Here is a 23,166-nt window from a genome sequence, read left to right on the forward strand (position 1 = left end):
CGGCGGGGACGCCAACCAGTGGGGCGGCACGAACACCGTCCTGTGCGTGAACAACCTCTCGCGGTTCCCGCAGCCCGTGGAACTCGACCTGCGGCGTTTCCGGGGCTCGTCCCCGATCGAGTGCATGGGCGGCGTGCAGTTCCCGGCCATCGGCGAGCTGCCCTACCTGCTGACCCTGCCGGGCCACGGCTTCTACTGGTTCCTGCTTCCGCCGCCGCCGGACGAGCAGGAGCAGGGAGAGGGAGTGATGTGACCGTGGCGCCGTCCGATCTGCCGACCGACGACTCCCTCGTCCGGCTCCTGTCCGGCTGGCTGCCCCGGCAGCGCTGGTTCGGCGGCAAGGACGGCCCCATCCACGAGCTCGCCATCGGCACCGCCACCGAGCTCCGCCCCGGCGACCCCGCCCTGCACCACCTCGTCATCGACGTCCGCCAGGACGGCGCCACCGACTACTACCAGCTCCTCCTCGGCGTCCGCCGCGACCTGCCCGAGCATCTGGCGCCGGTCGCGATCGGGCGGCTGGACGACCCCGAGCAGGGGATCACCGGCTACGTCTACGACGCCGCGCACGACACCGAGCTGACGCGCCCGCTGCTCGGCCTCATGGCGGACGAGCGGACGGTCGGGCCGCTGACCTTCCGCCGCGCGCCCGGCACCGGCATCCGCACGGACCTGGACGGCACGCCGATCCCGGCCGAGCAGAGCAACACCTCGCTGATCTTCGGCGACGCCTACATCTGCAAGCTGTTCCGCCGCCTGTCCCCCGGCGTCAGCCCCGACCTGGAGGTCAACCTCGCGCTCTCGCGGCGGGGCTCCGAGCACATCCCGAGCGTGCACGGCTGGATCGAGCTGGCACCGGGCGCGCTGGGGGCCGCGGGCACGGAGTCCGGCGAGGGCGAGCCGGCCACGCTCGCGCTGCTGTCGGAGTTCCTGCGCACCGCGACGGACGGCTGGCAGCTCGCGCTCACCAGCGTCCGCGACTGGTTCGCGCAGCCGGCGCCGCCGGGACCGCCGCCCGCGTTCGCCGCTGACGACGCCGGTGCGGCCGCCGAGGACCCCGGGGCGGCCGGCGGCGACTTCGCCGCCGAGGCCGAGCGGCTCGGCGCGGCCACCGCCGAGGTGCACCGCGACCTCGCCGCCGCGTTCGGCGTGACGCAGGCGCCGCCCGAGCTGGTGCGGGAGATCGTCTTCGCGATGCACGAGCAGCTCGACCAGGTCGCCGCCGCCGTCCCGCAGCTGCGCCCGTACGCGCCCGCGATCCGCGAGGTGTTCGACCGGGTCGCCGCCGAGGCGGTGCCGCTGCCGTTCCAGCGCGTGCACGGCGACTACCACCTCGGCCAGGTCCTGCGGACCGACTCCGGGTGGATGCTGCTCGACTTCGAGGGCGAGCCGGCCCGCGCGCCCGCCGAGCGCCGGGCGCCCGCGCACCCGCTGCGCGACGTCGCCGGGATGCTCCGCTCGTTCGAGTACGCCGCGCGGTTCCTGCTGGTCAGGGACACGGACCTGCCGCAGCAGGCGGCGGACGCGCTGGAGCTGCGCGCCCAGGCGTGGGCCGAGCGGAACCGGGCGGCGTTCTGCGCCGGCTACGCCGCCGCGGGCGGGCCCGACCCGGCCGAGCACGCGTCGCTGGTGCGGGCGTTCGAGTTCGACAAGGCGGTCTACGAGATCCGCTACGAGGCGCGGAACCGGCCGTCGTGGCTCCCCGTGCCGCTGCGGTCCCTGGCCCGGCTCGCGGGCTGACCGGGCCGGGACCGCGCGCGCTCCGCGGATCGCGCCGCGCCGCATGTCGTGCCATGGGCCTCCTCACGGGCCGCGTCACAGGTCGATGGAGTAGTCCAGGACGACCCGGTCGGCGGGCAGCACGATGTCGCGGCAGACCTCCATGACGCCGGCGCGCGACAGCATCCGGCGGGTGATGGCGAGCACCGGCACCCCGCCCGTCATGCGCAGGGTCTCGGCCTCCTCGGGGGTCGGCATGCGGGAGCGGACGGCCTCCTCGACCCGGATCGGCGGGTGCCCGAGGTAGGCCAGCTGCGCGAGCGTCCCGCCGGGCCAGGGCTCGCGCGCCGGGTCGGCGACGGGCGTGTCGCCGACCACGTCCCACGGCAGGTAGTTCACGGAGATCTGCTGCGGCTCCTCGCGGGCGTAGAAGACGAACCGGCGGCGCAGCAGCTCGGTGCCGGACGGCAGCTCGAACAGCGCGCCCAGGTCGTCGTCGGCCCGGACGCGGGAGAACTCGCGGTCGAGCCGGTACTCCTCCCAGGTGATCTTCTGGTCGCGGGTGAACGTGGTCTCGGGCACCGCCATCGGCTCGCTCACCGCGCGGTAGCGGTCCATCGCCACGCGCCGCGCAGGCGGGACGACCCGGACGATCGTGCCGCCGCCGCGGCGGGTCTCCACCAGCCCCTCCCCGCGCAGCAGCGCGACCGCCTGCCGCACGACGATCTCCGAGACGCCGTGGGCGCCGCACAGCTCGGCGATGGTCGGCAGCCGCGTCCCCGGCGGAAGGCTGCCGTCCCGGATCCCCTCTCGCAGGGTGTCGGCGATGCGCAGGTAGGCGGGACGGTCCGGCACCGGCGTCACCTCCCTCTCCTCGGGCGCACCCCCGGGCCTCGGGCCTGCCGCGGCGTTCGGACAGCGTTCGACGCCGCGTTCGATCCTGCGCGTCCCTCCTGTCATCCATACCTTCCGGGCGCTATCCGCGGGGGCACGGTCCGCTTACGGACAGCTTGACACCTCTCAGGCCGAGTAAGACTTTTGTATACAGAAGCGCGGCCCCGGGGAAGGGACGACCTTGATGGGCGACTTCGAGGATCTGAAGGCGGCCATCGAGGGAGAGTTTCCGGGTTGGCAGGTGTGGCGCAGCGACGCGGGACGCTGGTACGCGACCCGCAGCGGCGACCTCACCGACGCCCAACTCCAGGCGGGATGTGCGATGACGGTGGCCGCGGACGACGCGGAGGGGCTCCGCCGGACGCTGCTCGACCAGAGGCGCGGGGAGTCCTGAGACCGGTGACGGAAGGCAGGGGAGGCGGGGCCGCCCGGCCCGCGAGCGGGGGCGGGCCGGGCTGGGACATTCCGGTACGGAAGGTACCTGTGGCGCTGAGGTGACACAGGAATGGAGCCCTGGGCGGTGGGGTCGGCGTCACCCCTGGGGCGAGGTAGACGTGGCCGCACGGTCGGCGCATTCGGCGCGACCCCACGACGAAGAGTCGTGCCGGCCGTGCGGTCGCAACACCCGCACAGGCGACCACACCCGTACCCGGCGGCACCCGCGTCCGAGCGGCACCCGCAGGTGGGCGCCGGCTCGCGAAAACAGGTGGGCCGGGCATGTGAGAGCGCCGCTTCTCGGGGCACCCTCATTGGGATAAAACGGCTCAGGGACGGGAGGCCATGACGTCATGGCACGGGTGACGCGCGCGGAGATCGACAGGCTCGTCGGCGGCGACCACCATGATCCGCACGGTGTCCTCGGGGCGCATCCCGGACGGGACGGGGTGACGGTGCGGGCGTTGCGCCCGCTCGCCGAGAAGGTCGAGGTTGTGCTCCCGAACGGCGACCGGCATCCGCTCCGGCACTTCCACCAGGGGCTGTTCACCGGAACGCTGCCCGCCGGGACGTCGCTCGCGGGCGCCGGCGCGGACAAGGCGCCCCTCGCCGTCCCCGACTACCGGCTCGCCGTCACCTACGGGGACGGCGCCGAGTCGATCCAGGACGACTCCTACCGGCATCTGCCGACGCTCGGCGAACTCGACCTGCACCTGATCGGCGAGGGGCGGCACGAGGAGCTGTGGCGCGCGCTCGGCGCCCGCGTCCGCTCCTACGCCTCCGCGTTCGGCACCGTGACCGGGACGGGCTTCGCGGTGTGGGCGCCCACGGCGCGGGGCGTGCGCGTGGTCGGCGACTTCAACCACTGGGACGGCCGCGCGCACCCGATGCGGTCGCTCGGCTCCACCGGCGTCTGGGAGCTGTTCGTCCCGGGCGTCGGCGACGGCGTCTGCTACAAGTACGAGATCCTCGGCGCGGACGGCGTGTGGCGCACCAAGGCCGACCCGATGGCGCAGGCCACCGAGCGGCCGCCCGCGACGGCGTCCCGCGTGTTCACATCCTCCTACGAGTGGGAGGACGGCGCGTGGATGGACTCGCGCAAGGACCACGACTGGCTGCACGAACCCATGAGCGCCTACGAGGTGCACCTCGGGTCGTGGCGCCCCGGGCTCGGCTACAAGGAGCTGGCGGACGAGCTGACGCAGTACGTCAGCGACATGGGCTTCACGCACGTGGAGCTGCTGCCGGTGACCGAGCACCCCTACGGCCCGTCCTGGGGCTACCAGGTCACCTCCTACTACGCGCCCACCGCGCGGTTCGGCGACCCCGACGACTTCCGCTACCTCATCGACCGCCTCCACCAGGCCGGTATCGGCGTCATCATGGACTGGGTGCCCGCCCACTTCCCCAAGGACGAGTGGGCGCTGGCCCGGTTCGACGGCACCGCCCTCTACGAGCACGAGGATCCGAAGCGCGGCGAGCACCCCGACTGGGGCACGCTCGTGTTCAACTTCGGGCGCGCCGAGGTCCGCAACTTCCTGGTGGCGAACGCGTCGTTCTGGCTGGAGGAGTTCCACATCGACGGGCTGCGCGTGGACGCCGTCGCCTCGATGCTGTACCTCGACTACTCGCGCAAGGAAGGCGAGTGGACGCCCAACATCTACGGCGGGCGGGAGAACCTGGAGGCCATCTCCTTCCTCCAGGAGATGAACGCGACGGTCTACAAGCGCAACCCCGGCGTCGTGACGATCGCGGAGGAGTCGACGGCGTGGCCCGGGGTGTCCCGGCCGACCCATCTCGGCGGGCTCGGGTTCGGGTTCAAGTGGAACATGGGCTGGATGCACGACACGCTCGAATACCTGCGCCACGAGCCGGTGTTCCGGCACTACCACCACAACGAGATCACGTTCTCGCTGGTGTACGCGTTCTCTGAGAACTACGTCCTGCCGCTGTCGCACGACGAGGTCGTCCACGGCAAGGGCTCGCTGCTGAGCAAGATGCCGGGCGACTCATGGCAGCAGTTCGCGGGGCTCCGCGCGCTGCTGGCCTACATGTGGTCGCACCCCGGCAAGCAGCTGCTGTTCATGGGCCAGGAGTTCGGGCAGGGCGCCGAATGGGCGGAGGAGCGGCCGCTGGACTGGTGGCTGCTGGAGAACGCCGCCGAGGGCGCCAACCACCTCGGGCTGCAGAAGCTCGTCCGCGACCTGAACCTCGCCTACCGGTCGAAGCCGGCGCTGTGGACGCGCGACAGCGACCCCGAGGGGTTCCGCTGGATCGACGGCAACGACGCGGGCGGCAACACCCTGTCCTACCTGCGCTACGGGACGCCGGCCCGGGAGGGCGGCGAACCGCCCGTCGTCGCGTGCGTCGTCAACTTCGCCGGGAGCCCGCACGAGAACTACCGGCTCGGCCTGCCCGAGGCGGGCCGGTGGCGCGAGCTGGTCAACACCGACGCCTACGAGTACGGCGGCAGCGGCGTCGGCAACCTCGGCAGCGTCGAGGCCGTCCCGGAGCCGTGGCACGGGCTGCCCGCGTCCGCGCAGATGCGCGTCCCGCCCCTGGGAGCGGTGTGGCTCGTCCCTGAATAGGGTGACGGGATGCGCCTGCACATCGTCCCCGGACAGTTCCTGGTGGAGCACCTCCCGCACGCGACGTTCCCCGAGGACGACGAGTGGGTCGCGCTCATCCGCGCCCCCGAGGGCCTCACCGTGATCCGGGACGCCTCGCCGTTCACCGAGGCGGAGCGCTGGGTCGGCTTCTACGGCGACCCGGACGGCGGCCCCGACACGCCCGGCGTGCTCGCCGGGATCGTGGGGCCGCTGGCCGAGGCCGGCGTGTCCGTCTTCGTCGTCTCGACGTACCACTCCGACCTCGTGCTCGTCCCCGAGCACCGGTCGGAGGCGGCGGCCGGGGCGCTGCGCGACGCCGGCCACCGCGTCGAGGCCTAGAGGCGTTCGAGCAGCCAGCGGGGGCCGGTGACGGCGGCGCCCGCCGCCTCGCAGCGGGCGCGCAGCTCCCGGTCGGCCGTGACCACCAGGTGGGCCTGCCCCGGACGGCCCTGCCGGACGAGGTCCACGATCGTGTCGTCGCCGCTGCCGGGGGCGGCCACGACCCGCAGGCCGCCGGCGGGCTCGTCGGCGACGCCGCGCGCCGCTCCCTCGACGACGAGGACGACCTCCGGGAAGCAGCGGTCGTAGGGGAAGAGGCCGCTCGGCAGGCCCTGCACGCCGCCGTCCAGGCGCTTCAGGTCGTCGCGGAGCCGCGCGTTCGCGCCCGCCCGGTCCTTCCACCAGCCGTCGGCACGGGCGCCGACGACGTTCGCCGCGTCCACGACGAGGACGAGCTCCTGCATCGCGTCGCGCAGGCGGGGCCAGGAGCGCGCGAACGGCTCGAACAGGTTGCGGTCGGTGACCTCTTCCGCGCGCACCCACTCGGCTCTGCGCGTCTCCCGCGACGCGGGCAGCACCCGCGCGAGCTCGGGCAGCGAGCCCACGATGGAGGTGAAGGACCAGCCGCCGTGGTCCTCGACGCTGGTCCCGTGGACGGCGACCGTCGTCGTGTCGAGCGTGCACTCCTCGGACGTCTCGCGGAGCGCGCCGGTGACGACGTCCTCGTGGCTGTGGAGCGCGCCCCCGAACATGCCCCACGTCCCGCCGCCGAGACCCCACCACGCGCGCTGCTGGAGCAGCAACCACACCTGGCCGGAGGAGTCGCGGTGGTAGGCCAGCAGGCCCGCGGCGCCGAACCGCCCCCAGTGCGTGTGGCCCAGCTCGCAGGCGGCCCAGCCGTCGCCGTCTCCCATGCGTCCGACGATAGCGCCGCGGACCCGCGGTGCAGGCCGGTCCCGTGACGAAGGGCACAGTGCCCTCGCCCCGACCCCGCCCCGCTCGCCGAATACCATTCGGAGGTCATCGTGATCAGGGAGTGTGGTGTGAGCGTCGAGGCGACCCCGGAGGCCCATCGCGAGGCGGCCGACCTGTGGAACACCCTGTCGGGCGCCGAGCTGATCCAGGCGATGGCGGACGGGCGGTTCCCCCAGATCTCCGACGTCAACGACTACATCGGGCAGGACATCGCCTCCGCCGAACCGGGCCGGGTCTCCATCCGGTGGACGCCCGGCGAGCGGCTCTGCAACCCCGGCGGCACCGTGCACGGCGGCTACATCGCGATGATCCTCGACAACGCGGTCTGCCTCGCGGCGAGCAGCACCGGCGAGCACTTCATGCCGATGCTCACGCTCAACCTGAACGTCGACTACCTGCGCGGCGTCCGGGCGGGCGAGACCTACACGGTGACCGGGACGTGCGTGCACCCCGGCGGCACCCGCATGGTCTCCAACGCCGTGGTCGCCGACGGGCACGGCCGCCCGGTCGCCCAGGCCTCGGCCAGCGTCATCCCCAACAAGGCGTTCGCCCGCTGACCCCTCCCCCGCCGCGCACTCCCCCTTCCGGCAGACGGGCACCGGCCGGGGACACCCGGAACGGTGGCGGGAGAGCACATAGGCTGGGCCCATGGTGGATCCAGGCACAGTCGTCAACGTGATCAAACAGGCCCGCGACCGGCGGACGGCCCCGCTGATCCTCGAACTGGACCTCACCGAGGGCATCGTCGAGACCGCGCCGTCCGACCCCGTCTCGGCCATCCTGTCCATGCGCCGGACGAGCCTGCGCGACGTCCTGGACGGGCTGCGCCGCGCCCGCTCCGACAGCCGGGTGCGCGCCCTCGTCGTGAAGGTCACCGGCACCATCGGGCTGGCGCTCGCCCAGGAGCTGCGCGAGGCCGTCCAGGGGCTGCGGGACGCGGGCAAGCTCACCGTCGCCTGGGCCGAGACGTTCGGCGAGGGGGGCCGCGGCACCGTCCCGTTCTACCTGGCCACCGGGTTCGACAAGGTCTACCTCCAGCCCACCGGCGAGGTCGGGCTCACCGGCGTCGCGCTGGAGGAGCCGTTCTTCGCCGGCGCGCTGGAGAAGGCGGGCGTCCAGCCGCGCTTCGCCAAGCGCTACGAGTACAAGACCATGGCGAACACGTTCATGGAGAAGACCTACACGCCCGAGCACGAGGAGTCGTCGCAGCGCCTCGTCACCTCGCTCGGCGAGCAGATCACCGCCGGGATCGCCGCCGCCCGCGGCCTGCCGGAGGACGAGGTCCGCGAGCTCACCGACCGCGGCCCGCTGCTGGCGGCCGAGGCGCTGGAGGCGGGCCTCGTCGACGGCCTCGCCTACCGCGACGAGGTCTACGGCGGCCTGCGCGAGCGGTTCGGCGAGGAGGCGCAGCTGCGCTTCGTCTCCCGCTACAACCGCGCGCACGGCCTCGCGGGCCGCCTCCCGCAGCCCGGCAAGCAGGACGTCGTCGCCTACATCAACGGTCAGGGCCCGATCCGGCTCGGCCGCAGCGGCCGGGGCGGCCCGCTCCCGAACTCCGGCCCCGCGATGGGCTCGGACACGGTCGGCGCCGCGTTCCGCGCCGCGGTGAAGGACGAGCGGGTCAAGGCGATCGTGTTCCGCGTCAACAGCCCGGGCGGCTCCGCCGTCGCGTCCGACGCGATCTGGCGCGAGGTCGTGCTCGCCCGCCGCGCCGGCAAGCCCGTCGTCGTGTCCATGGGCAACGTCGCGGCGTCCGGCGGCTACTACGTCGCGATGGCCGCCGACACGATCGTCGCGCAGCCCGGCACCATCACCGGCTCGATCGGCGTCGTGGTCGGCAAGGCCGTGGTGAACGACCTGCTGGAGCGGGTCGGCATCGGCCTCGGCTCCGTCGCCGACGGCGACCACGCCCGCATGTTCAGCGCCACCAAGGACTTCAGCGACTCCGAGTGGGAGCGGGTCAACGCCTCCCTCGACCGGATCTACGACGACTTCACCGCGAAGGTCGCCGAGGGCCGCGACCTGACCCGCGAGCGCGTCCACGAACTGGCCCGCGGCCGGGTCTGGACGGGCGCGGACGCCCGGGAGCGCGGCCTCGTCGACGAGCTGGGCGGCATCGACCTGGCCCTCGACATCGCCCGCAAGAAGGCGGGCCTGGCCTCCGACGCCCCGGTCCGGCTCTACCCGCACACCTCGCCGCTGGAGCGGCTGCGTCCGCCGGAGTCCAGCGAGGACCGCGCCGCCGCGGCCGCGCGCTTCGACGGCTGGGGCTCCCTCGGCGGCCTCGCCGCGCGCCTCGGCCTGCCCGCCGCCGGCCCGCTCACCCTGCCCGGCTCCTGGGAGATCCGCTGAGCGGCGAGTTCGTCGAGGCCGTCGCGGGCTTCGCCACGGGCGTCGCCGTGCTGACCGTCCGCGACGGCCGCGACGACCTCGGCACCACGGTCACCTCGTTCATGTCGGTGTCGCTGGAACCGCCGATGGTCGTGGCGAGCGTGACGACCTCGTCCTACCTCACGGAGGTGCTGGGGCGGCGCCCGCGCTGGGCCGCGACGGTCCTGTCCTCGGCCCAGCGCGCCCTGGCGGGCAGGTTCGCCGCCGAGGGACGTCCGAGCGCCCGCATCCTGCTGGCGAGCGAGCCCCACCACCGCGGCGAGCACTCCGGCGCCCTCGTCCCCGAGGCGGGCGTCTCCGCCCTGGAGTGCGAGACCCGGCAGACCGTCGAGGCGGGCGACCACACCCTCTTCATCGCCGAGGTCCTCTCGACCGACTACGTCAGCGCCGGGCGGCCCCCCTTGGTGAGGGTCGCCCGGCGCTACCTGCCCGTCTAGCCGCCGGCCCGGCGGCCTACGCCTTCGGGAAGCGCTCCAGGAAGCCGCGCAGGTCGTCGGCGTGCTCCTCCTCCTGCGCCAGGATCTGCTCGAAGACGCGCTTGGTGGTGGGGTCGCCGTCGCCGAGCCACTGGATGATCTCGGTGTAGGACGCGATGGCGATCCGCTCCGCCACCAGGTCCTCCTTGAGCATCTCGACCAGGTCGAGGCTGGCGTTGTACTCGGCGTGCGCGCGGGTGGTGAGGGTGTCCGGGGAGAAGTCGGGCTCGCCGCCGAGCTGGACGATCCGCTCCGCCAGCATGTCGGCGTGCTGCTGCTCCTCGGCCGCGTGCTGGAGGAACTCGCTCGCGACGGTCTCGGCGTGGATGCCGGTGGCCGTGTAGTAGTGCCGCTTGTACCGCAGCACGCACACGATCTCCGTGGCCAGGGCCTCGTTGCAGACCTGGATCACGCGCTCGAGGTCCGCACCGTACGCCTCGGTGATCGGGCCTTTATCGATCTCCTGCCGAGCACGCTCGCGCAGGGTCTTGATGTCCGTCAGGAACTCCGCCATCTAGGGGCCTCCACAGTCGACTATTGGAAGTCGTTTACCCGGCGCCCGTGCTTCCACACGGCGTGTGTGAGGGGCACTCCGGGACGGTAGGCGAGGTGGATGTAGGACGGTGCGTCGAGGACGTGGACGTCGGCCCGGGCGCCTGGCGTCAGGTGCCCCACGTCGGTGCGGCGGAGGGCGCGGGCGCCGCCTGCGGTCGCCGACCAGACGGCCTCGGCGGGCGTCATGTGCATGTCGCGGACGGCCACGGCGATGCAGAACGCCATGCTGGAGCTGTAGCAGGATCCGGGGTTGCAGTCGGTGGCGAGGGCGACGGTGGCCCCGGCGTCCAGGAGGCGGCGCGCGTCCGGGTAGGGCTGGCGGGTGGAGAACTCGACGCCGGGCAGGAGCGTCGCGACCGTCCGGGACGACGCCAGCGCGTCCACGTCGGCGTCGCCGAGGAACGTGCAGTGGTCGGCGGACGCGGCGTCCAGCTCGACGGCGAGCCGCACGGCGGGCCCCTGCGTGAGCTGGTTCGCGTGGAGGCGCGGCAGCAGGCCCGCCTTCACGCCCGCCGTGAGGACCTCCCGGGCCTGGTCGGCGTCGAAGGCGCCCTCCTCGCAGAAGACGTCCACCCAGCGCGCGTGCGGAGCGCAGGCGGCGAGCATGTCGGTGGCGGCGAGGCGGGCGTACCCGGCGGTGTCGCCCGCGTACTCGGCGGGGACGACGTGGGCGCCGAGGTAGGTCACCTCGTCGGCGTACTCGGCGGCGATCCGGACGGCGCGCGCCTCCTGCTCGACCGTGAGGCCGTAGCCGGACTTGCACTCGACCGTCGTGACGCCCTGCCGGGCCATCTCGCCGACGAGGCGGCGCACGTTGGCGCGCAGTTCGTCGTCGGACGCGGCGCGGGTGCGCTCGACGGTCGTGCGGATGCCTCCCGCGGCGTACTTCTCGCCGCTCATCCGGGCCGCGAACTCCTCGGCGCGCTCACCGGCGAAGACCAGGTGGGCGTGGGAGTCCACGAAGCCGGGCAGCACCGCCCGCCCGGCGGCGTCGAACGACTCGTCGGCGGCGGGCGCGGACGAGGACGGCCCCGTCCACGCGACCGCGCCGTCCTCGATCACCAGCGCGGCGTCGCGGACGACGGCGAGGCCGCCGCCCGCGGCGGGATCGTTGGTGACGAGCTCTCCGATGTCGGTGATGACCGTGCTCGTGGAGTTGCCCCTGCTCGTGGGGATGACCGTGCTCACCGGGGCAGGATCTCACGCGGCGGCGCGGGATCCCCCACCGCGCGGCACCGGCGGGCCGGAGCCCGGTCACCGGTGCGCCCGGGCGTCAGATCCGTGTCAGGTGCAGGACGCCGGCGGCGTCCGCCCGCACCTCGACGGCCTCCCGGGTGTAGCGGCCGGACGCGCCGGAGGCGAAGCGGATCCCGGGGGCCACGCGGACCCGCGGCACCGCGAAGAAGACGGCGGTGACCCGGTCCGGCTCACCGTCGCGCACGGCGGCGCAGACCTCGACCTTGGTCCGTCCGTCCTGCCGGGGCGTCAGCACGGCGTGCCCGCGCTCGATCCGTTGCGGCATCTCGGTCCTTCCTCTCCAGTGGACGCGGTTCCAGGGGACGCAGTGGCGATCTCGGTTCCAGGGGGCTCTGGAAGAGCACCCGGCGCCAGTCGCCGGCGAAGCAGAAGACCCCGGCCGCGGTGCGGACGCCCAGGGCGTGGGGGACGCCGGCCGCTCCGACGTGCGCGGTCACGTTCCCCATCGAGTAGATGCTCTGGAGGTCCTCCCACAGCGAGACGCTGAGGAGGGTGCGCCGCCGCCACTGCACGACCGCGCGCGACGCCACCAGGCCGCGGGCGTGGCGGCGCACCTGCCGCTTCACCCGGACGTGCAGGACGATCAGGGCGAGTAGTTTGGGCAGCGTGCCGCATTCGAAGCGGGTCACCACGACCTGCCCGAGCGCGGGGTCCGGCTCGATGACCGGGGTCAGGCCGCCCACGCCAGGGCCCAGGCCGCCGCCGCGAGCAGCAGGCCCGCTCCCGACGTCCGCCGCAGCGTCCTCGCCCATCGGTGATCCTTTCCGCTGCCGAGCAGTCCCATCGCCCGGTCGCTCATGCTCCAGGCGGTGACGGCCACACTGACGATCAGGGAGAGCGCCACGAGCAGCGCCGCGCCGACGTCCGGCCGCAGGAGCACCACCGCCCCCATGGCCGCCCAGATGAGAGACGTCGTCTTCTGCGTGGTGAACAGCAGCCCGAGGTCGAACCCCCACGTGACGCCGAGCGTCCCGGGAGGCAGCCTGTGCACGAGCTCCTGCGGCACCTGCCGCCACACGTGCGGGGTCCGGTTCAGCATGTCGGCGACCGCGAACGCGACGGCGGCCGCGACCACCAGCCAGACCCTCACCGGCTCGGGCAGCACCGAGCGCAGGAGGACGCCGAGCACGTACGCGGGGACCGCAAGCATGAGGCCCGCCAGGGCGCCGCCGACGGCGAGCCCTGCCAGGAACTTCGCGCCGCTGCGCCTGCTGCGGCGGAGCATGGGACCGGCGACCCCGGCCATGGAGCGGCCTCAAGGGCTCAGGACCTGGAGCACCGCTCCCACGGCGCCGATGATCACCCAGACCGTCACGTTCCCGCGCCCGTCAGCTGTACTTGCATTCCGCGGCGGACTTGATCGACGAGGGGCAGTAGGCCCCCGCGTTGATCGTCTCGCAGCAGGTGCAGTGGAGGTAGCCGTTGTCAGGCGGCGAGCACGTCCAGAGGTAGCCCTCGTAGGAGCGGCACGTGGTCATGGAGATGGACGGTGCCTTGCAGAGGTTGCAGCAGTAGTACTTGTACTTCGCGGCGTGCGCCGTCCCGGCCCCGCCGAAGATCACGGCGGCGGTGGTCAGCCCGGTGGCGCCGACGCCGGAGAAGAACCGGCGCCTCGTGAACCGTCTCATGCGGTCTCCATCTCCTTCCGCACCGCGTCGCGGAGCGCGGCGACGTCGTTGAAGGTGTGGGCCGAGGCCAGCCGGCCGCCGCGGAAGACGAGCGCGGTCGGGCTGATCTCGACGGCGAACTCCGCCCGCGTCCAGGCGCCGCCCTCGTCCACGTGGTGCCGGTAGGAGCCGAGGCGGTTGGCGGTGACGAAGTCCTCGCCGCCCTCCCGGGCGCCGGTCGATATCACCAGGCCCAGTTCCGCCCAGGCGAGGTGCTCGGGCTCGGCGGCGAGCTGCTTGGCGATGGTCTGGCAGGACGCGCAGACCGTGCTCAGCACGAGGATCACGGCGTCGTCGCGGTCGGGCAGTCCCGCGGGCCACTCGCCGGGCTCGCGGCCGATGTTCGTGCCGTCCAGCGGCCGCACGACGGGGACCGGGCGGTCGTCCGGATCGGGCACCCGCGTCGCGAGCTCGCCGAGCATGGCGAAGAGCACCACGACGGCGGCGGTCAGCAGCAGCAGCGCGAAGCCGAACACGATGAGCATCAGCGCGCCTCACTTCCTGCGAGCGGACTCGCGTCGAGCGGTCGCCCCGCGGCGGGGGCGGGCGGGGCCGCGGCGCGGATCCGGCTCAGCAGCCGTTGCCGGATCAGCTCGCGGTGGGCGGAGAGGCAGAGCGCCAGGGAGCCCGTCGAGGCGAGCAGCACGGCGCCCTCGGTGTGGTCCGCGGGCGTCGCGGTGGTCGCGGCGAGCGGCAGGACGGCGGCGAGCAGCAGCCCGACCGCCACGTTCGACCAGCCGAGGGGGCGGTCGGCCGACGCCCCGAAGCAGCCGCACGGGGCGGTGCTCCGCCGGGTCCGGCCGAGGACGCCGAACGCGGCGAACAGCAGGCCGAGCAGCGAGGCCAGGACGGCGGCGGGCACGCGGAGGGGACCGACGATCAGCGCGACCGCCGCGGCGATCTCGACGGCGGCGAGCCCCCGCACCGCCGCCGGGCGGTCCGCGGCGGGCGTCAGCTCGGCCAGCGCGCGGCGCAGCGGCCCGGGGACCACGAGCTTCGCGAGCCCGGAGTTGAGGAGGACCGCGGCCGCCGCCGCGTCCGCGGCGGTCAGTGCCCATTCGTCCGGCGCCATTCGGCCACCTCCTCCGAGGAGGCTAACCAGCCGTCCGGCTCAAGATCACGAGGCTGGACGACTCATCTTCGGCGGCGGCCGGCGGCCCCGGTTGAGCCGCCGGTTGAGCAAGGAGCGGGCTCCGGTTGAGCACTCCCGGGGATGACCGGCGGCGGAACGGCGGCGAAGGCGCCGCCCGCCGGGTGTCATTCGCCCGGGCGGCCGGAACCCGCGCCGAAGTCCAGCCGCCGAAGCTCCGCGCGGGTCCTGACGCCGAGCTTGGGATACGCGCGGTAGAGGTGGTTTCCGACCGTCCGCGGGCTGAGATAGAGCCGGGCCGCTATCTCCCGGTTGGTCGCGCCCGCGGCGGCCAACCGCACCACCTGCAGTTCCTGGTGGGTCAGGCCGCCGGCTCCCGGACCGCCGCCCGCCGGACCGCGGTCCGCCCCCGCCGCGGGACCGGCCACCCCGGCGGCCCCGAGTTCGGCCCTCGCGCGTTCGGCCCAGACCCGCGCGTCCACGGTCGTGAACAGCTCCACGGCCAGGGCCAGGTGCCGGTGGGCTTCGGCCCGGCGGCGCGCCCTCCTCAACCACTCGCCGTAGAGTAGTTCCGTCCGAGCTCGTTCGTAGGTGTTGCCGCCCTCCCGGCCCAGCAGTTCCGCCGCGCGCGCGAAGTGGTGCTCTGCCTCGTCCCGGGGCGCGAGCTGGCCCCGGCAACGCTCCAGGAGCGCCAGCGCGGTCGGCGAGGGATGCTTCGCGGCCCGGTCTTCGAGCAGGGCGAGGGGCCGCCGTGCCCGTTCCGGCCGCCTGCACCGCACGGCGGCCTCCACCCGGTCGGACGCCTGGCGGACGACGGTCGCGACCGGCCCCGCCTCCGGCGCGCTCTCCGGGACGTCCTCCAGGCGTGCGAGCGCCTCGTCGTGGCGGCCGTGCCCGAGGTCGAGCAGGGCGAGCGCCCAGGTCCCCAGGGAGACGGTCGGCGTGATCCGCTCGGCGCGGGCGTGCTCCGTCCCGGCCGCGACCAGGTCCGCGCAGCGCCGCTCGTCCCCCTCGACGGCGGCCAGCCAGCCGAGGAGGCAGCTCAGGTGGCCGGAGCGGTGCCGCCCGCCCGCGAGCCGCAGCCCTTCCTCGGCGGCTTCGCGCGCCTCGCGGTGGCGTCCCCGGTCGATCTGCGCGTGGGCGAGGACCTGCAGCGCGTAGGGGAGCCGCCCGGCCGCGTCGCGGCAGTCCCGCGCGAACCGGGACGCGGCCTCGTGCGCACCGTCCGCGAGGGCGAGGCAGGCGGCCGCGAGGCGGCGGCCGGGTTCGTCCGCCAGGGAGCCCAGCAGCCCGCCGAGGCCTCCGGCGCCGCCCGCCGGACCCGCTGCCTCGGCGACCGCCCGCGCCAGGTCCGCCGCCGGCGAGTGCCCGGGCGGCCGGACGGCCCGCAGCGCGTCCGCGGCCTCCCGCACGAGCCCCGGATCGCCCGCGTGCCATCCGCACCGGACGGCGTCCGCCAGCATCAGCAGCGCCTCCGCCGGGTCCCGGCGGACGATCGGCAGGGCGCCCTCGACCAGCGTCCGCGCCGCCCGGCCCGGCGAGCCGCACTCGAACTCCACCGCCGCGCCGACCTGTGCGAGCTCGGCGCGCGTCAGCGTGTCGGCGGCGAGCGGGGCGGCCCGCGCCGCAAGCTCCGCCGCCGCGCCGAACAGGCCCGCCTCGCTCGCCGACCGCGCGGCCGCGGCGAGCCGGTGGGCGCGGACGCCGCCGTCCGGGGTCAGCTCGGCGGCCCGCGCGTAGCACAGGTAGGCGCGCCGGTCGCCGGACCACTCCCCCGCCCGCTCCAGCTCCGCCGCGACGTCCTCGCCGCGTCCGAGGGCCGCGGCCGCCCGGTGCCAGGCCCGCGCCTCGGGGTCCTCGCGCCCGGCGCGGTCCGCGAGCGCCCGATGGACGGCGCGCCGCTCCGACGCGGTGGCGTGCTGGTAGGAGGCGGCCCGCACGAGCGGGTGCGTGAAGGCCACCGCCGTCCCGGCCGCCTCGACCAGGCCCGCGCGTTCGGCGGGCGCCAGGTCCGCGGCGGACGCGCCGAGCCTGGACGCGGCCGCCGCGAGCCGCGCGGCGTCGCGGGCGTCGTCCGCCGCCGCCGCGAGCAGCAGGGTCCGGGTGCGGGCGGGCAGCGCGTCGAGCCGCTCCGCCGCCTCGTCCAGGACGGGCCCGCGGATCGGGCGGGTGCCGTCGTGGAACGTGAACGGGTTGATGCGCCCCGCGCGCTGGCCCGGGGTGAGGCATCCGGCGAGGAGCCGCAGCGCGAGCGGGTTGCCGTCCGCTTCGGCGACGACGCGCTCCACGGCGAGCGGGCTCAGCCCTCCGCCTCCGTCGCGCAGCAGCGCGGCCGCCTCGTGCGGTTCCAGCGCGTCCGGCCTGATGTCCGGGAGCCCCGACGACCGGAAGGTCTCCTCCCCGCGATCGGCCGCGAGCAGGGCGACCGGCTCCGCGGCCAGGCGGCGTGCGGCGAACGCCAGCACGTCCGCCGAGGCCGGGTCCAGCCACTGCGCGTCGTCGACCAGGCAGAGCACCGGGCGCTCGCCGGCGATCCGGCGCAGCAGGGCGAGGAAGGCGAGGCGGACGGGGACGAGGTCCACCTCCCCGTCGGGGCACGGCTCGCTCAGCGCGCGGAGGCGGTCGGCGGCGGCGCCGGGGAGAGCGTCGAAGCCGTCCCGGACGGGCCGCAGCAGGAGGTCCAGGCCCGCGAAGGGCTGCCCCGCCTCGCACGGGGATCCGGCGCAGCGCAGCGCCAGGGTGCCGTCCGCGGCGTCCGCCGCGTGGTCGAGCAGCGCGGTCTTGCCGATGCCCGGCGCGCCGCGGATGACGGCGGCACCGCCGCGCCCGGTCCGCGCGCCCGCGATGAGCCGTTCGATCCGCGCCTGTTCGACGCTCCTGCCGTACAACATGGGAGGGGTGCCCATATCGACCACTACATGATCGTAAACGGCGCGTGCCGGCAGGCAAGGGGGCGGCCGGTTCCCGTCCTGGAATCGAGGCTCAGCCGGTTCCGGGGTCCGGGGGCGGGTCGGCGGTGACGGCGGCGATGGACTCGGCCAGGGCGGCGGGCACGTCCTCGACCAGCAGGTGGCGGCCGTCGTGGACGATCTGGCGGCCGGAGACGACGACGTGCCGCACGTCGGCGGCGGTGGCGGCGAAGACGGCGGCCTCGGCGGCGTGGTCCGGGGCGGCGCCCGCGGTGCGGACCGAGTCGAGGGCGACGGTGACGAGGTCGGCGTAGGCGCCGGGTTCCAGCCGTCCCGCCTCGGGCCAGCCGAGCCCGTAGTGGCCGTTGGACGTCGCGGCGGCGAGCAGTTCCCCTGCGGTCCAGTGGCCCCGGGCGCGGGTGCGGAGCCGCTCGTCCAGCTCGACCGCGCGGGCCTCCTCGAACAGGTCGACGACGGCGTGCTGGTCGGAGCCGAGGCAGATCGGGGAGCCCGCGTCCGCCAGGCCGCGGGCGGGGCCGATGCCGTCGGCGAGGTCCCGCTCGGTGGTCGGGCACATGCACACGCCGGTCATCGTCGTCCCGAGCAGGGCGATGTCCTCCTCGGCGAGGTGGGTCGCGTGCACGGCGGTGGTGAGCGCGCCGAGCGCCCCGGCCTCGGCGAGCAGGCGCGTCGGCGTCATGCCGTAGGCGTCCAGGCAGTCGCGGTTCTCGGCGGGCTGCTCGGACAGGTGGACGTGCAGCGGGGCGCGGTGCTCGCGCGCCCACGACGCGACGGCGTGCAGCTGCTCGCGCGGCACGGCCCGGACCGAGTGGATCGCGGCGCCGACGCGGGCATGGAGCCGCTCCGCCTTGCCGGTCTGCTCGTACAGGGTGTCGACGCGCCGCACCCAGTTCCCGGCGGTGCCGTCCCCGAACCGCAGCTGCGGGCCGGCGAGCGGGCGGCCGATGCCGCCGGTCAGGTAGCAGGCGTCGAGCAAGGTGATCCGGATGCCCGCGTCGGCCGCGGCGGCGATCAGCGCCTCGCCCATCGCGTTCGGGTCCCCGTAGGGCGCGCCGCCCGGCCGGTGGTGCAGGTAGTGGAACTCGCCGACGCAGCTGATCCCGGCGAGGGCCATCTCGGCGAACACCGCCGTGGCGAGGGCGCGGTAGGAGCCCGGGTCGAGCCGTTCGGCGACCTGGTACATCTGCTCGCGCCACGTCCAGAACGTCCCGGAGTGCGCCTGGACGCGGGAGCGCAGCGCGCGGTGGAACGCGTGGGAGTGGGCGTTGGCGAGGCCCGGCAGGGTGAGGCCGGGAAGGCGCTGGGCGCCCGGCGCCGCCGGGACTCCGGGGGTGATGCGTGTGATCCGCTCGCCGTCGGCCTCGATGAGCACGTCGGGCGCGACGCCGTCGCCTAGCCAGGCGAACTGGGCATGCCACTGCATATCGGAATCCCTACCCGCGCGCCAGGTCGTCCAGTACCGCGGCGAGGGCCTCGACCCCGGCCAGGCAGTCGGCCGGCTCGGCGAACTCCTCGGGCGCGTGCGACACCCCGGTCGGGTTCCGCACGAACAGCATCGCGGTCGGCAGCCGGGCCGACAGGACGCCCGCGTCGTGCCCGGCGCCGGTCGGCAGGACGGGCACGCCGCCGAGCACCGCGCGGACGCGGTCGCGCAGCGCCAGGTTGAAGTCGACGATCTCGGTGTAGGACTCCTCGGCGAGGTCGACGCTCACCCGGTGCGGGCGCGCCGCGACCCGCGCGGCCTCGTCGACCTCCTTCACCGTCCGGCGGACGGCGTCGTCGGCGGGGCCCCGGGCGTCGAGCCAGGCGGTGACGGCCGACGGGATCGCGTTGACGCCGTTCGGCTCCACCCGGACCTTCCCGACCGTCGCGACGGTCCCGTTGCGCTCGGCGGCCTCCCGCGCGGCGATGACCATGTGCGCGAACGGCAGCATCGGGTCGCGCCGGTCGGGCAGCCCGGTCGTCCCGGCGTGGTTGCCCTCGCCCGCGAAGCCGAACCGCCACCGGCCGTGCGGCACGATCGCACTCGCGACGCCGACCGGCTCCTCCAGCGCACGGCCCTGCTCGACGTGGAGCTCGACGTAGCAGCCGATCCGCCCGAGGAGGTCCTCGTCGGGGCCGATCGCGTGCGGGTCGAGCCCGGCGTTGTGCACCACCTCGGCGAAGGTGTGCCCGTCGGCGTCGGTGAGGCCGCGCGCCCGGTCCGGGTCGATCGCGCCGGCCAGCAGCCGGGAGCCGAGGCAGGCCACCCCGAACCGGGCGCCCTCCTCCTCGGCGAACGCCCCGACGCCGATCGGACGGGCGGGCCGGACGCCGCGCTCGCGGAGCAGGTCGACCGCCGCGAACGCCGACACGATGCCGAGCGGCCCGTCGAACGCTCCCCCGCCGGGCACGGAGTCGAGATGGCTGCCGGTCAGGACGGCGTCCGCGCGGGTCCCGTCCTCCGGGTACCACCAGGCGACCATGTTCCCGTTGGGGTCGTGTTCGAGGTCGAGGCCGCGGCGGCGCGCCTCGCCCGCGAACCAGGCGCGGCACTCCAGCTCGGGCGGCGTCCACGCGAACCGGTGGTAGCCGCCGGTCGCCGCGTCCCGGCCGACCGGCAGCAGCTCCGCCCACATCTCCTCGAAGCCCACGACCGGACCGCCCCTCACGACCGCATCGGGATGCGCAGCCCGCGCTCGTCGGCGACCTCGGCGGCCCGCTCGTAGCCGGCGTCGACGTGCCGCATGACGCCGGTGCCCGGGTCGTTGGTCAGGACGCGCTGGAGCTTCTCCCCGGCGAGGGCCGTCCCGTCGGCGACGCAGACCTGCCCGGCGTGGATGGACCGGCCGATGCCGACCCCGCCACCGTGGTGGATGGAGACCCACGTCGCGCCGGAGGCGGTGTTGAGCATGGCGTTCAGCAGCGGCCAGTCGGCGATCGCGTCGGACCCGTCCTTCATGCCCTCGGTCTCCCGGTACGGGCTGGCGACCGAGCCGCAGTCGAGGTGGTCGCGGCCGAGCACGATCGGGGCGCTGATCTCGCCGCGCGCGACGAGGTCGTTGAACACCTCGCCCGCCTTGTCGCGCTCGCCGTAGCCGAGCCAGCAGATCCGCGACGGCAGGCCCTGGAAATGGACCTTCTCCCCCGCCATCCGGATCCACCGGCTCAGCGGCTCGTTGTCGGGGAACAGGTCGAGGATCGCCTTGTCGGTGCGGGCGATGTCCTTCGGGTCGCCCGACAGCGCCGCCCACCGGAACGGCCCCTTGCCCTCGCAGAACAGCGGCCGGATGTAGGCGGGCACGAACCCGGGGAACTCGAACGCGCGCGTGTAGCCCGCGAGCTGCGCCTCACCGCGGATGGAGTTGCCGTAGTCGAACACCTCGGCGCCCGCGTCCTGGAAGCCGACCATGGCCTCGACGTGCGCGGCCATCGAGGTGCGGGCCTTGGCGATGAAGCCGTCCCGGTCCTTGTCGCGCTCGGCGGCCATGTCCTCGAACGCGACGCCGCTCGGCAGGTACATCAGCGGGTCGTGCGCGCTGGTCTGGTCGGTGACGATGTCGATCGGGGCGCCGCGCCGCAGCAGTTCGGGGACGATGTCGGCGGCGTTGCCCAGCACCGCGATCGACAGCGGCCGGCGCTCGGCCTTGGCCTCCTCCGCGAGCCGGAGCGCCTCGTCCAGCGAACCCGCCTGCACGTCGCAGTACCGGTGCGCCACCCGGCGCTCGATCCGGGACGGGTCGCACTCGACGCAGATCGCGACGCCGCCGTTCATCGTGACGGCGAGGGGCTGCGCGCCGCCCATCCCGCCGAGCCCGGCGGTGAGCGTGATCGTCCCGGCGAGGGTGCCGCCGAACCGCTTCTCGGCGACGGCGGCGAACGTCTCGTAGGTTCCCTGGAGGATCCCCTGCGTCCCGATGTAGATCCACGACCCGGCGGTCATCTGCCCGAACATCGTCAGGCCGAGCGACTCAAGGCGGCGGAACTCCTCCCACGTCGCCCACTGCGGGACGAGGTTGGAGTTCGCGATCAGCACGCGCGGCGCCCACTCGTGCGTCCGGAAGATCCCGACCGGCTTGCCGGACTGGACGAGCAGCGTCTCGTCCCCCTCCAGGTCGGACAGCGACCGGATGATGCCGTCGAAGGCGTCCCAGTTCCGGGCCGCCTTCCCGGACCCGCCGTAGACGACCAGCTCGTCGGGGTGCTCGGCGACCTCGGGGTCGAGGTTGTTCTGGATCATGCGCAGGGCGGCCTCCTGCGGCCAGCCCTTGGTGGCGGTCAGCGAGGTGCCGCGCGGGGCGCGGACGGGACGGGGACCGGACATGTACGACTCCTTCAGGACAGCGGGCCGGTGACGGCCTCGGCGGCGGCGACCAGTGAGCCGTCCCGGACCAGCGCGGTCGCGGCGGCGATCTCGGGGGCGAGGTAGCGGTCCGGGCCGGGCGGCGGGACCGCCTCGCGCAGCTCGGCGACCACGGCGGCGGTGGCCGGGCCGGGCCGCAGCGGGGTGCGCAGCTCCAGCGCCCGCGCGGCGGTGAGGATCTCGACGGCGACCACCTGGGCGAGCCCGTCCACGGCGCGGCGCAGCTTGCGGGCCGCGCTCCACCCCATCGAGACGTGGTCCTCCTGCATGGCCGAGCTCGGGATCGAGTCGGCGCTCGCGGGGACGGCGAGGCGCTTCAGCTCCGACACGATCGCGGCCTGCGTGTACTGGGCGATCATGTGGCCGGAGTCGACGCCCGGGTCGTCGGCGAGGAAGGCGGGCAGCCCGGCGGAGCGTCCCTTGTCGAGCATCCGGTCGGTGCGGCGCTCCGACATCGAGGCGACGTCGGCGGCCGGGACCGCGAGGAAGTCCAGCACGTACGCGATCGGGGCGCCGTGGAAGTTGCCGTTGGACTCGACCCGCCCGTCCGGGAGGACGACGGGGTTGTCGACGGCGGACGCCAGCTCCCGTCCCGCCACGAGTTCGGCGTGCGCGAGGGTGTCGCGGGCGGCGCCGTTCACCTGCGGGGCGCAGCGCAGCGAGTAGGCGTCCTGCACGCGGGTGCAGTCGGGCCCGCGGTGCGACTCCATGATCTCCGAGGCGGCCAGCAGCGCCCGCAGGTTCGCGGCCGACGCGGCCTGGCCGGGATGGGGCCGCAGGTTCTGCAGGTCGGCGGCGAAGACGCGGTCGGTGCCGAGCAGCGCCTCGACGCTCATCGCGGCGGCGACGTCGGCGGCGGTGAGCAGCCTCCGCAGGTCGTGGATGGCGAGGACGAGCATGCCGAGCATCCCGTCCGTGCCGTTCAGGAGGGCGAGCCCCTCCTTGGCGCCGAGCTTGACCGGCGTGATGCCCGCGTCCCGCAGGGCGTCGGCCGCCGGCCTCAGCTCGCCGGAGGCATCCCGGACCGACCCCTCGCCGATCAGCGCCAGGGCCACGTGGGCGAGCGGCGCGAGGTCGCCGGAGCAGCCGAGGCTCCCGTACTCGAAGACCTGCGGGGTGATGCCCGCGTTGAGCAGCTCGGCCAGGGTCCCGGCGGTGACGGGCTGGACGCCGGTCCGTCCCGTGGCGAGCGTCCGGAGCCTGAGCAGCATCAGCGCCCGGACGACCTCCCGCTCGACCTCGGCCCCCGACCCCGCCGCGTGCGACCGGACGATGTTCAGCTGGAGCTGCGCCCGCATCTCGGGCGCGATGTGCCGGGTGGCGAGCGCTCCGAAGCCCGTCGAGACGCCGTAGACCGGCGTCGGACGGGCCGACAGCTCCTCGATGTGGGCCCGCGCCTCACCGATCAGCTTGAGCGCCCCGTCGGACAGCGCCACCTCCGCACCGTCCCGCGCGACCGCCACGACCTGATCGAACGCCAGCGGTTCCGGCCCGACCTCGACGCCTGCGTCCCCCATGCCAAACCCCCTACCCACCAAACCCATACC

General features: G+C 74.7%; 23 protein-coding genes. 8 read left to right on the forward strand and 15 right to left on the reverse strand.

Annotated features, from left to right (window positions below):
* Together K4S16_RS38640 and K4S16_RS38645 are read left to right on the forward strand one after the other, a co-directional pair.
* A partial coding sequence (locus tag K4S16_RS38640; RefSeq protein ID WP_200842369.1) for an alpha-glucosidase C-terminal domain-containing protein occupies positions 1-253 on the forward strand: 253 nt, incomplete at its 5' end.
* 2 nt (positions 254-255) lie between these two features.
* The gene (locus K4S16_RS38645) at positions 256-1,740 is read left to right on the forward strand and encodes an aminoglycoside phosphotransferase (protein ID WP_149264063.1); all 1,485 of its coding nucleotides are present in this window, start codon (positions 256-258) and stop codon (positions 1,738-1,740) included.
* 75 nt (positions 1,741-1,815) lie between these two features.
* On the opposite strand, the gene K4S16_RS38650 is transcribed toward K4S16_RS38645, so the two are convergent.
* Positions 1,816-2,583, reverse strand: coding sequence for a GntR family transcriptional regulator (locus K4S16_RS38650; RefSeq protein WP_235037361.1), 768 nt, complete (start codon positions 2,581-2,583; stop codon positions 1,816-1,818).
* A 214-nt stretch (positions 2,584-2,797) separates the two neighbouring features.
* On the opposite strand from K4S16_RS38650, the gene K4S16_RS38655 reads away from it, so the two are divergent.
* The 3 genes from K4S16_RS38655 (at position 2,798) to K4S16_RS38665 (ending at position 5,996) form a co-directional block, all read left to right on the forward strand.
* Complete coding sequence (locus K4S16_RS38655) at positions 2,798-3,007, forward strand: hypothetical protein (RefSeq protein ID WP_149264064.1); 210 nt, start codon at positions 2,798-2,800, stop codon at positions 3,005-3,007.
* A 394-nt stretch (positions 3,008-3,401) separates the two neighbouring features.
* Complete coding sequence (gene glgB, locus K4S16_RS38660) at positions 3,402-5,636, forward strand: 1,4-alpha-glucan branching protein GlgB (RefSeq protein WP_149264065.1); 2,235 nt, start codon at positions 3,402-3,404, stop codon at positions 5,634-5,636.
* A 9-nt stretch (positions 5,637-5,645) separates the two neighbouring features.
* Complete coding sequence (locus K4S16_RS38665; RefSeq protein WP_149264066.1) at positions 5,646-5,996, forward strand: ACT domain-containing protein; 351 nt, start codon at positions 5,646-5,648, stop codon at positions 5,994-5,996.
* Here K4S16_RS38665 and K4S16_RS38670 read toward each other — a convergent pair.
* Positions 5,993-6,850, reverse strand: coding sequence for an NUDIX domain-containing protein (locus tag K4S16_RS38670; protein ID WP_149264067.1), 858 nt, complete (start codon positions 6,848-6,850; stop codon positions 5,993-5,995). The genes K4S16_RS38665 and K4S16_RS38670 overlap by 4 nt on opposite strands.
* 129 nt (positions 6,851-6,979) lie before the next feature.
* Between K4S16_RS38670 and K4S16_RS38675 the strand changes: the two genes are divergently transcribed.
* The 3 genes from K4S16_RS38675 (at position 6,980) to K4S16_RS38685 (ending at position 9,739) form a co-directional block, all read left to right on the forward strand.
* Complete coding sequence (locus tag K4S16_RS38675; protein ID WP_235037362.1) at positions 6,980-7,468, forward strand: PaaI family thioesterase; 489 nt, start codon at positions 6,980-6,982, stop codon at positions 7,466-7,468.
* A 91-nt stretch (positions 7,469-7,559) separates the two neighbouring features.
* The gene (sppA, locus tag K4S16_RS38680; protein ID WP_149264068.1) at positions 7,560-9,263 is read left to right on the forward strand and encodes a signal peptide peptidase SppA; all 1,704 of its coding nucleotides are present in this window, start codon (positions 7,560-7,562) and stop codon (positions 9,261-9,263) included.
* Complete coding sequence (locus K4S16_RS38685; RefSeq protein WP_149264203.1) at positions 9,248-9,739, forward strand: flavin reductase family protein; 492 nt, start codon at positions 9,248-9,250, stop codon at positions 9,737-9,739. The genes sppA and K4S16_RS38685 overlap by 16 nt, the downstream gene beginning before the upstream one ends.
* 16 nt (positions 9,740-9,755) lie before the next feature.
* On the opposite strand, the gene K4S16_RS38690 is transcribed toward K4S16_RS38685, so the two are convergent.
* The 13 genes from K4S16_RS38690 to hutH form a co-directional block, all read right to left on the reverse strand.
* Positions 9,756-10,292, reverse strand: coding sequence for a bacterioferritin (locus K4S16_RS38690; RefSeq protein ID WP_149264069.1), 537 nt, complete (start codon positions 10,290-10,292; stop codon positions 9,756-9,758).
* Between the two features lie 20 nt (positions 10,293-10,312).
* Positions 10,313-11,521, reverse strand: coding sequence for an imidazolonepropionase (hutI, locus tag K4S16_RS38695; RefSeq protein WP_235037363.1), 1,209 nt, complete (start codon positions 11,519-11,521; stop codon positions 10,313-10,315).
* Between the two features lie 85 nt (positions 11,522-11,606).
* The gene (locus tag K4S16_RS38700; protein ID WP_160161171.1) at positions 11,607-11,774 is read right to left on the reverse strand and encodes a hypothetical protein; all 168 of its coding nucleotides are present in this window, start codon (positions 11,772-11,774) and stop codon (positions 11,607-11,609) included.
* A complete protein-coding gene (locus K4S16_RS38705; protein ID WP_160161172.1) occupies positions 11,761-12,342 on the reverse strand; it encodes a hypothetical protein in 582 nt (193 codons plus the stop codon). Before K4S16_RS38705 ends, K4S16_RS38700 begins: the two co-directional genes overlap by 14 nt.
* Positions 12,261-12,836: a hypothetical protein gene (locus K4S16_RS38710; protein WP_149264072.1), complete on the reverse strand. Its 576-nt coding sequence runs from the start codon at positions 12,834-12,836 to the stop codon at positions 12,261-12,263. The genes K4S16_RS38705 and K4S16_RS38710 overlap by 82 nt, the downstream gene beginning before the upstream one ends.
* Before the next feature lie 82 nt (positions 12,837-12,918).
* Positions 12,919-13,218 carry a hypothetical protein gene (locus tag K4S16_RS38715; RefSeq protein ID WP_149264073.1) on the reverse strand — a complete coding sequence of 100 codons (300 nt, stop codon included), beginning with the start codon at positions 13,216-13,218 and terminating at the stop codon, positions 12,919-12,921.
* On the reverse strand, positions 13,215-13,742 hold the full coding sequence (locus K4S16_RS38720) for a hypothetical protein (RefSeq protein ID WP_149264074.1): 528 nt from the start codon (positions 13,740-13,742) through the stop codon (positions 13,215-13,217). The genes K4S16_RS38715 and K4S16_RS38720 overlap by 4 nt, the downstream gene beginning before the upstream one ends.
* Positions 13,742-14,329 (reverse strand): MauE/DoxX family redox-associated membrane protein, encoded by a 588-nt coding sequence (locus K4S16_RS38725; RefSeq protein WP_149264075.1) that lies wholly within the window; start codon positions 14,327-14,329, stop codon positions 13,742-13,744. Before K4S16_RS38725 ends, K4S16_RS38720 begins: the two co-directional genes overlap by 1 nt.
* 185 nt (positions 14,330-14,514) lie before the next feature.
* Entirely contained in the window at positions 14,515-17,253 is a 2,739-nt protein-coding gene (locus tag K4S16_RS38730) for an AAA family ATPase (protein WP_149264076.1), read from the reverse strand.
* Positions 17,254-17,329: 76 nt separating this feature from the next.
* Positions 17,330-18,700, reverse strand: coding sequence for a formimidoylglutamate deiminase (locus tag K4S16_RS38735; RefSeq protein WP_149264077.1), 1,371 nt, complete (start codon positions 18,698-18,700; stop codon positions 17,330-17,332).
* Between the two features lie 10 nt (positions 18,701-18,710).
* Positions 18,711-19,910, reverse strand: a complete 1,200-nt coding sequence (locus K4S16_RS38740; RefSeq protein WP_200842379.1) for an allantoate amidohydrolase — start codon at positions 19,908-19,910, stop codon at positions 18,711-18,713.
* A gap of 14 nt (positions 19,911-19,924) precedes the next feature.
* Entirely contained in the window at positions 19,925-21,580 is a 1,656-nt protein-coding gene (gene hutU, locus K4S16_RS38745; protein WP_149264078.1) for a urocanate hydratase, read from the reverse strand.
* 11 nt (positions 21,581-21,591) lie between these two features.
* Complete coding sequence (hutH, locus tag K4S16_RS38750; RefSeq protein ID WP_149264079.1) at positions 21,592-23,136, reverse strand: histidine ammonia-lyase; 1,545 nt, start codon at positions 23,134-23,136, stop codon at positions 21,592-21,594.
* Positions 23,137-23,166: the final 30 nt, after the last annotated feature.

This window comes from Actinomadura sp. K4S16 (assembly GCF_008327685.1).
Lineage (GTDB): Bacteria > Actinomycetota > Actinomycetes > Streptosporangiales > Streptosporangiaceae > Spirillospora.

What these genes read in the sequence shown, in the direction of transcription:
- K4S16_RS38655 (WP_149264064.1), top strand. Translation starts at nt 2,798, where the DNA reads ATGGGCGACTTCGAGGATCTGAAGGCGGCCATCGAGGGAGAGTTTCCG.
- K4S16_RS38705 (WP_160161172.1), bottom strand. Translation starts at nt 12,342, where the DNA reads ATGGGCGAGGACGCTGCGGCGGACGTCGGGAGCGGGCCTGCTGCTCGC.
- K4S16_RS38720 (WP_149264074.1), bottom strand. Translation starts at nt 13,742, where the DNA reads ATGCTCATCGTGTTCGGCTTCGCGCTGCTGCTGCTGACCGCCGCCGTC.
- hutU (WP_149264078.1), bottom strand. Translation starts at nt 21,580, where the DNA reads ATGTCCGGTCCCCGTCCCGTCCGCGCCCCGCGCGGCACCTCGCTGACC.
- hutH (WP_149264079.1), bottom strand. Translation starts at nt 23,136, where the DNA reads ATGGGGGACGCAGGCGTCGAGGTCGGGCCGGAACCGCTGGCGTTCGAT.
- K4S16_RS38670 (WP_149264067.1), bottom strand. Translation starts at nt 6,850, where the DNA reads ATGGGAGACGGCGACGGCTGGGCCGCCTGCGAGCTGGGCCACACGCAC.
- K4S16_RS38665 (WP_149264066.1), top strand. Translation starts at nt 5,646, where the DNA reads ATGCGCCTGCACATCGTCCCCGGACAGTTCCTGGTGGAGCACCTCCCG.
- sppA (WP_149264068.1), top strand. Translation starts at nt 7,560, where the DNA reads ATGGTGGATCCAGGCACAGTCGTCAACGTGATCAAACAGGCCCGCGAC.
- K4S16_RS38730 (WP_149264076.1), bottom strand. Translation starts at nt 17,253, where the DNA reads ATGGGCACCCCTCCCATGTTGTACGGCAGGAGCGTCGAACAGGCGCGG.
- K4S16_RS38690 (WP_149264069.1), bottom strand. Translation starts at nt 10,292, where the DNA reads ATGGCGGAGTTCCTGACGGACATCAAGACCCTGCGCGAGCGTGCTCGG.
- K4S16_RS38715 (WP_149264073.1), bottom strand. Translation starts at nt 13,218, where the DNA reads ATGAGACGGTTCACGAGGCGCCGGTTCTTCTCCGGCGTCGGCGCCACC.
- K4S16_RS38710 (WP_149264072.1), bottom strand. Translation starts at nt 12,836, where the DNA reads ATGGCCGGGGTCGCCGGTCCCATGCTCCGCCGCAGCAGGCGCAGCGGC.
- K4S16_RS38735 (WP_149264077.1), bottom strand. Translation starts at nt 18,700, where the DNA reads ATGCAGTGGCATGCCCAGTTCGCCTGGCTAGGCGACGGCGTCGCGCCC.
- glgB (WP_149264065.1), top strand. Translation starts at nt 3,402, where the DNA reads ATGGCACGGGTGACGCGCGCGGAGATCGACAGGCTCGTCGGCGGCGAC.
- K4S16_RS38725 (WP_149264075.1), bottom strand. Translation starts at nt 14,329, where the DNA reads ATGGCGCCGGACGAATGGGCACTGACCGCCGCGGACGCGGCGGCGGCC.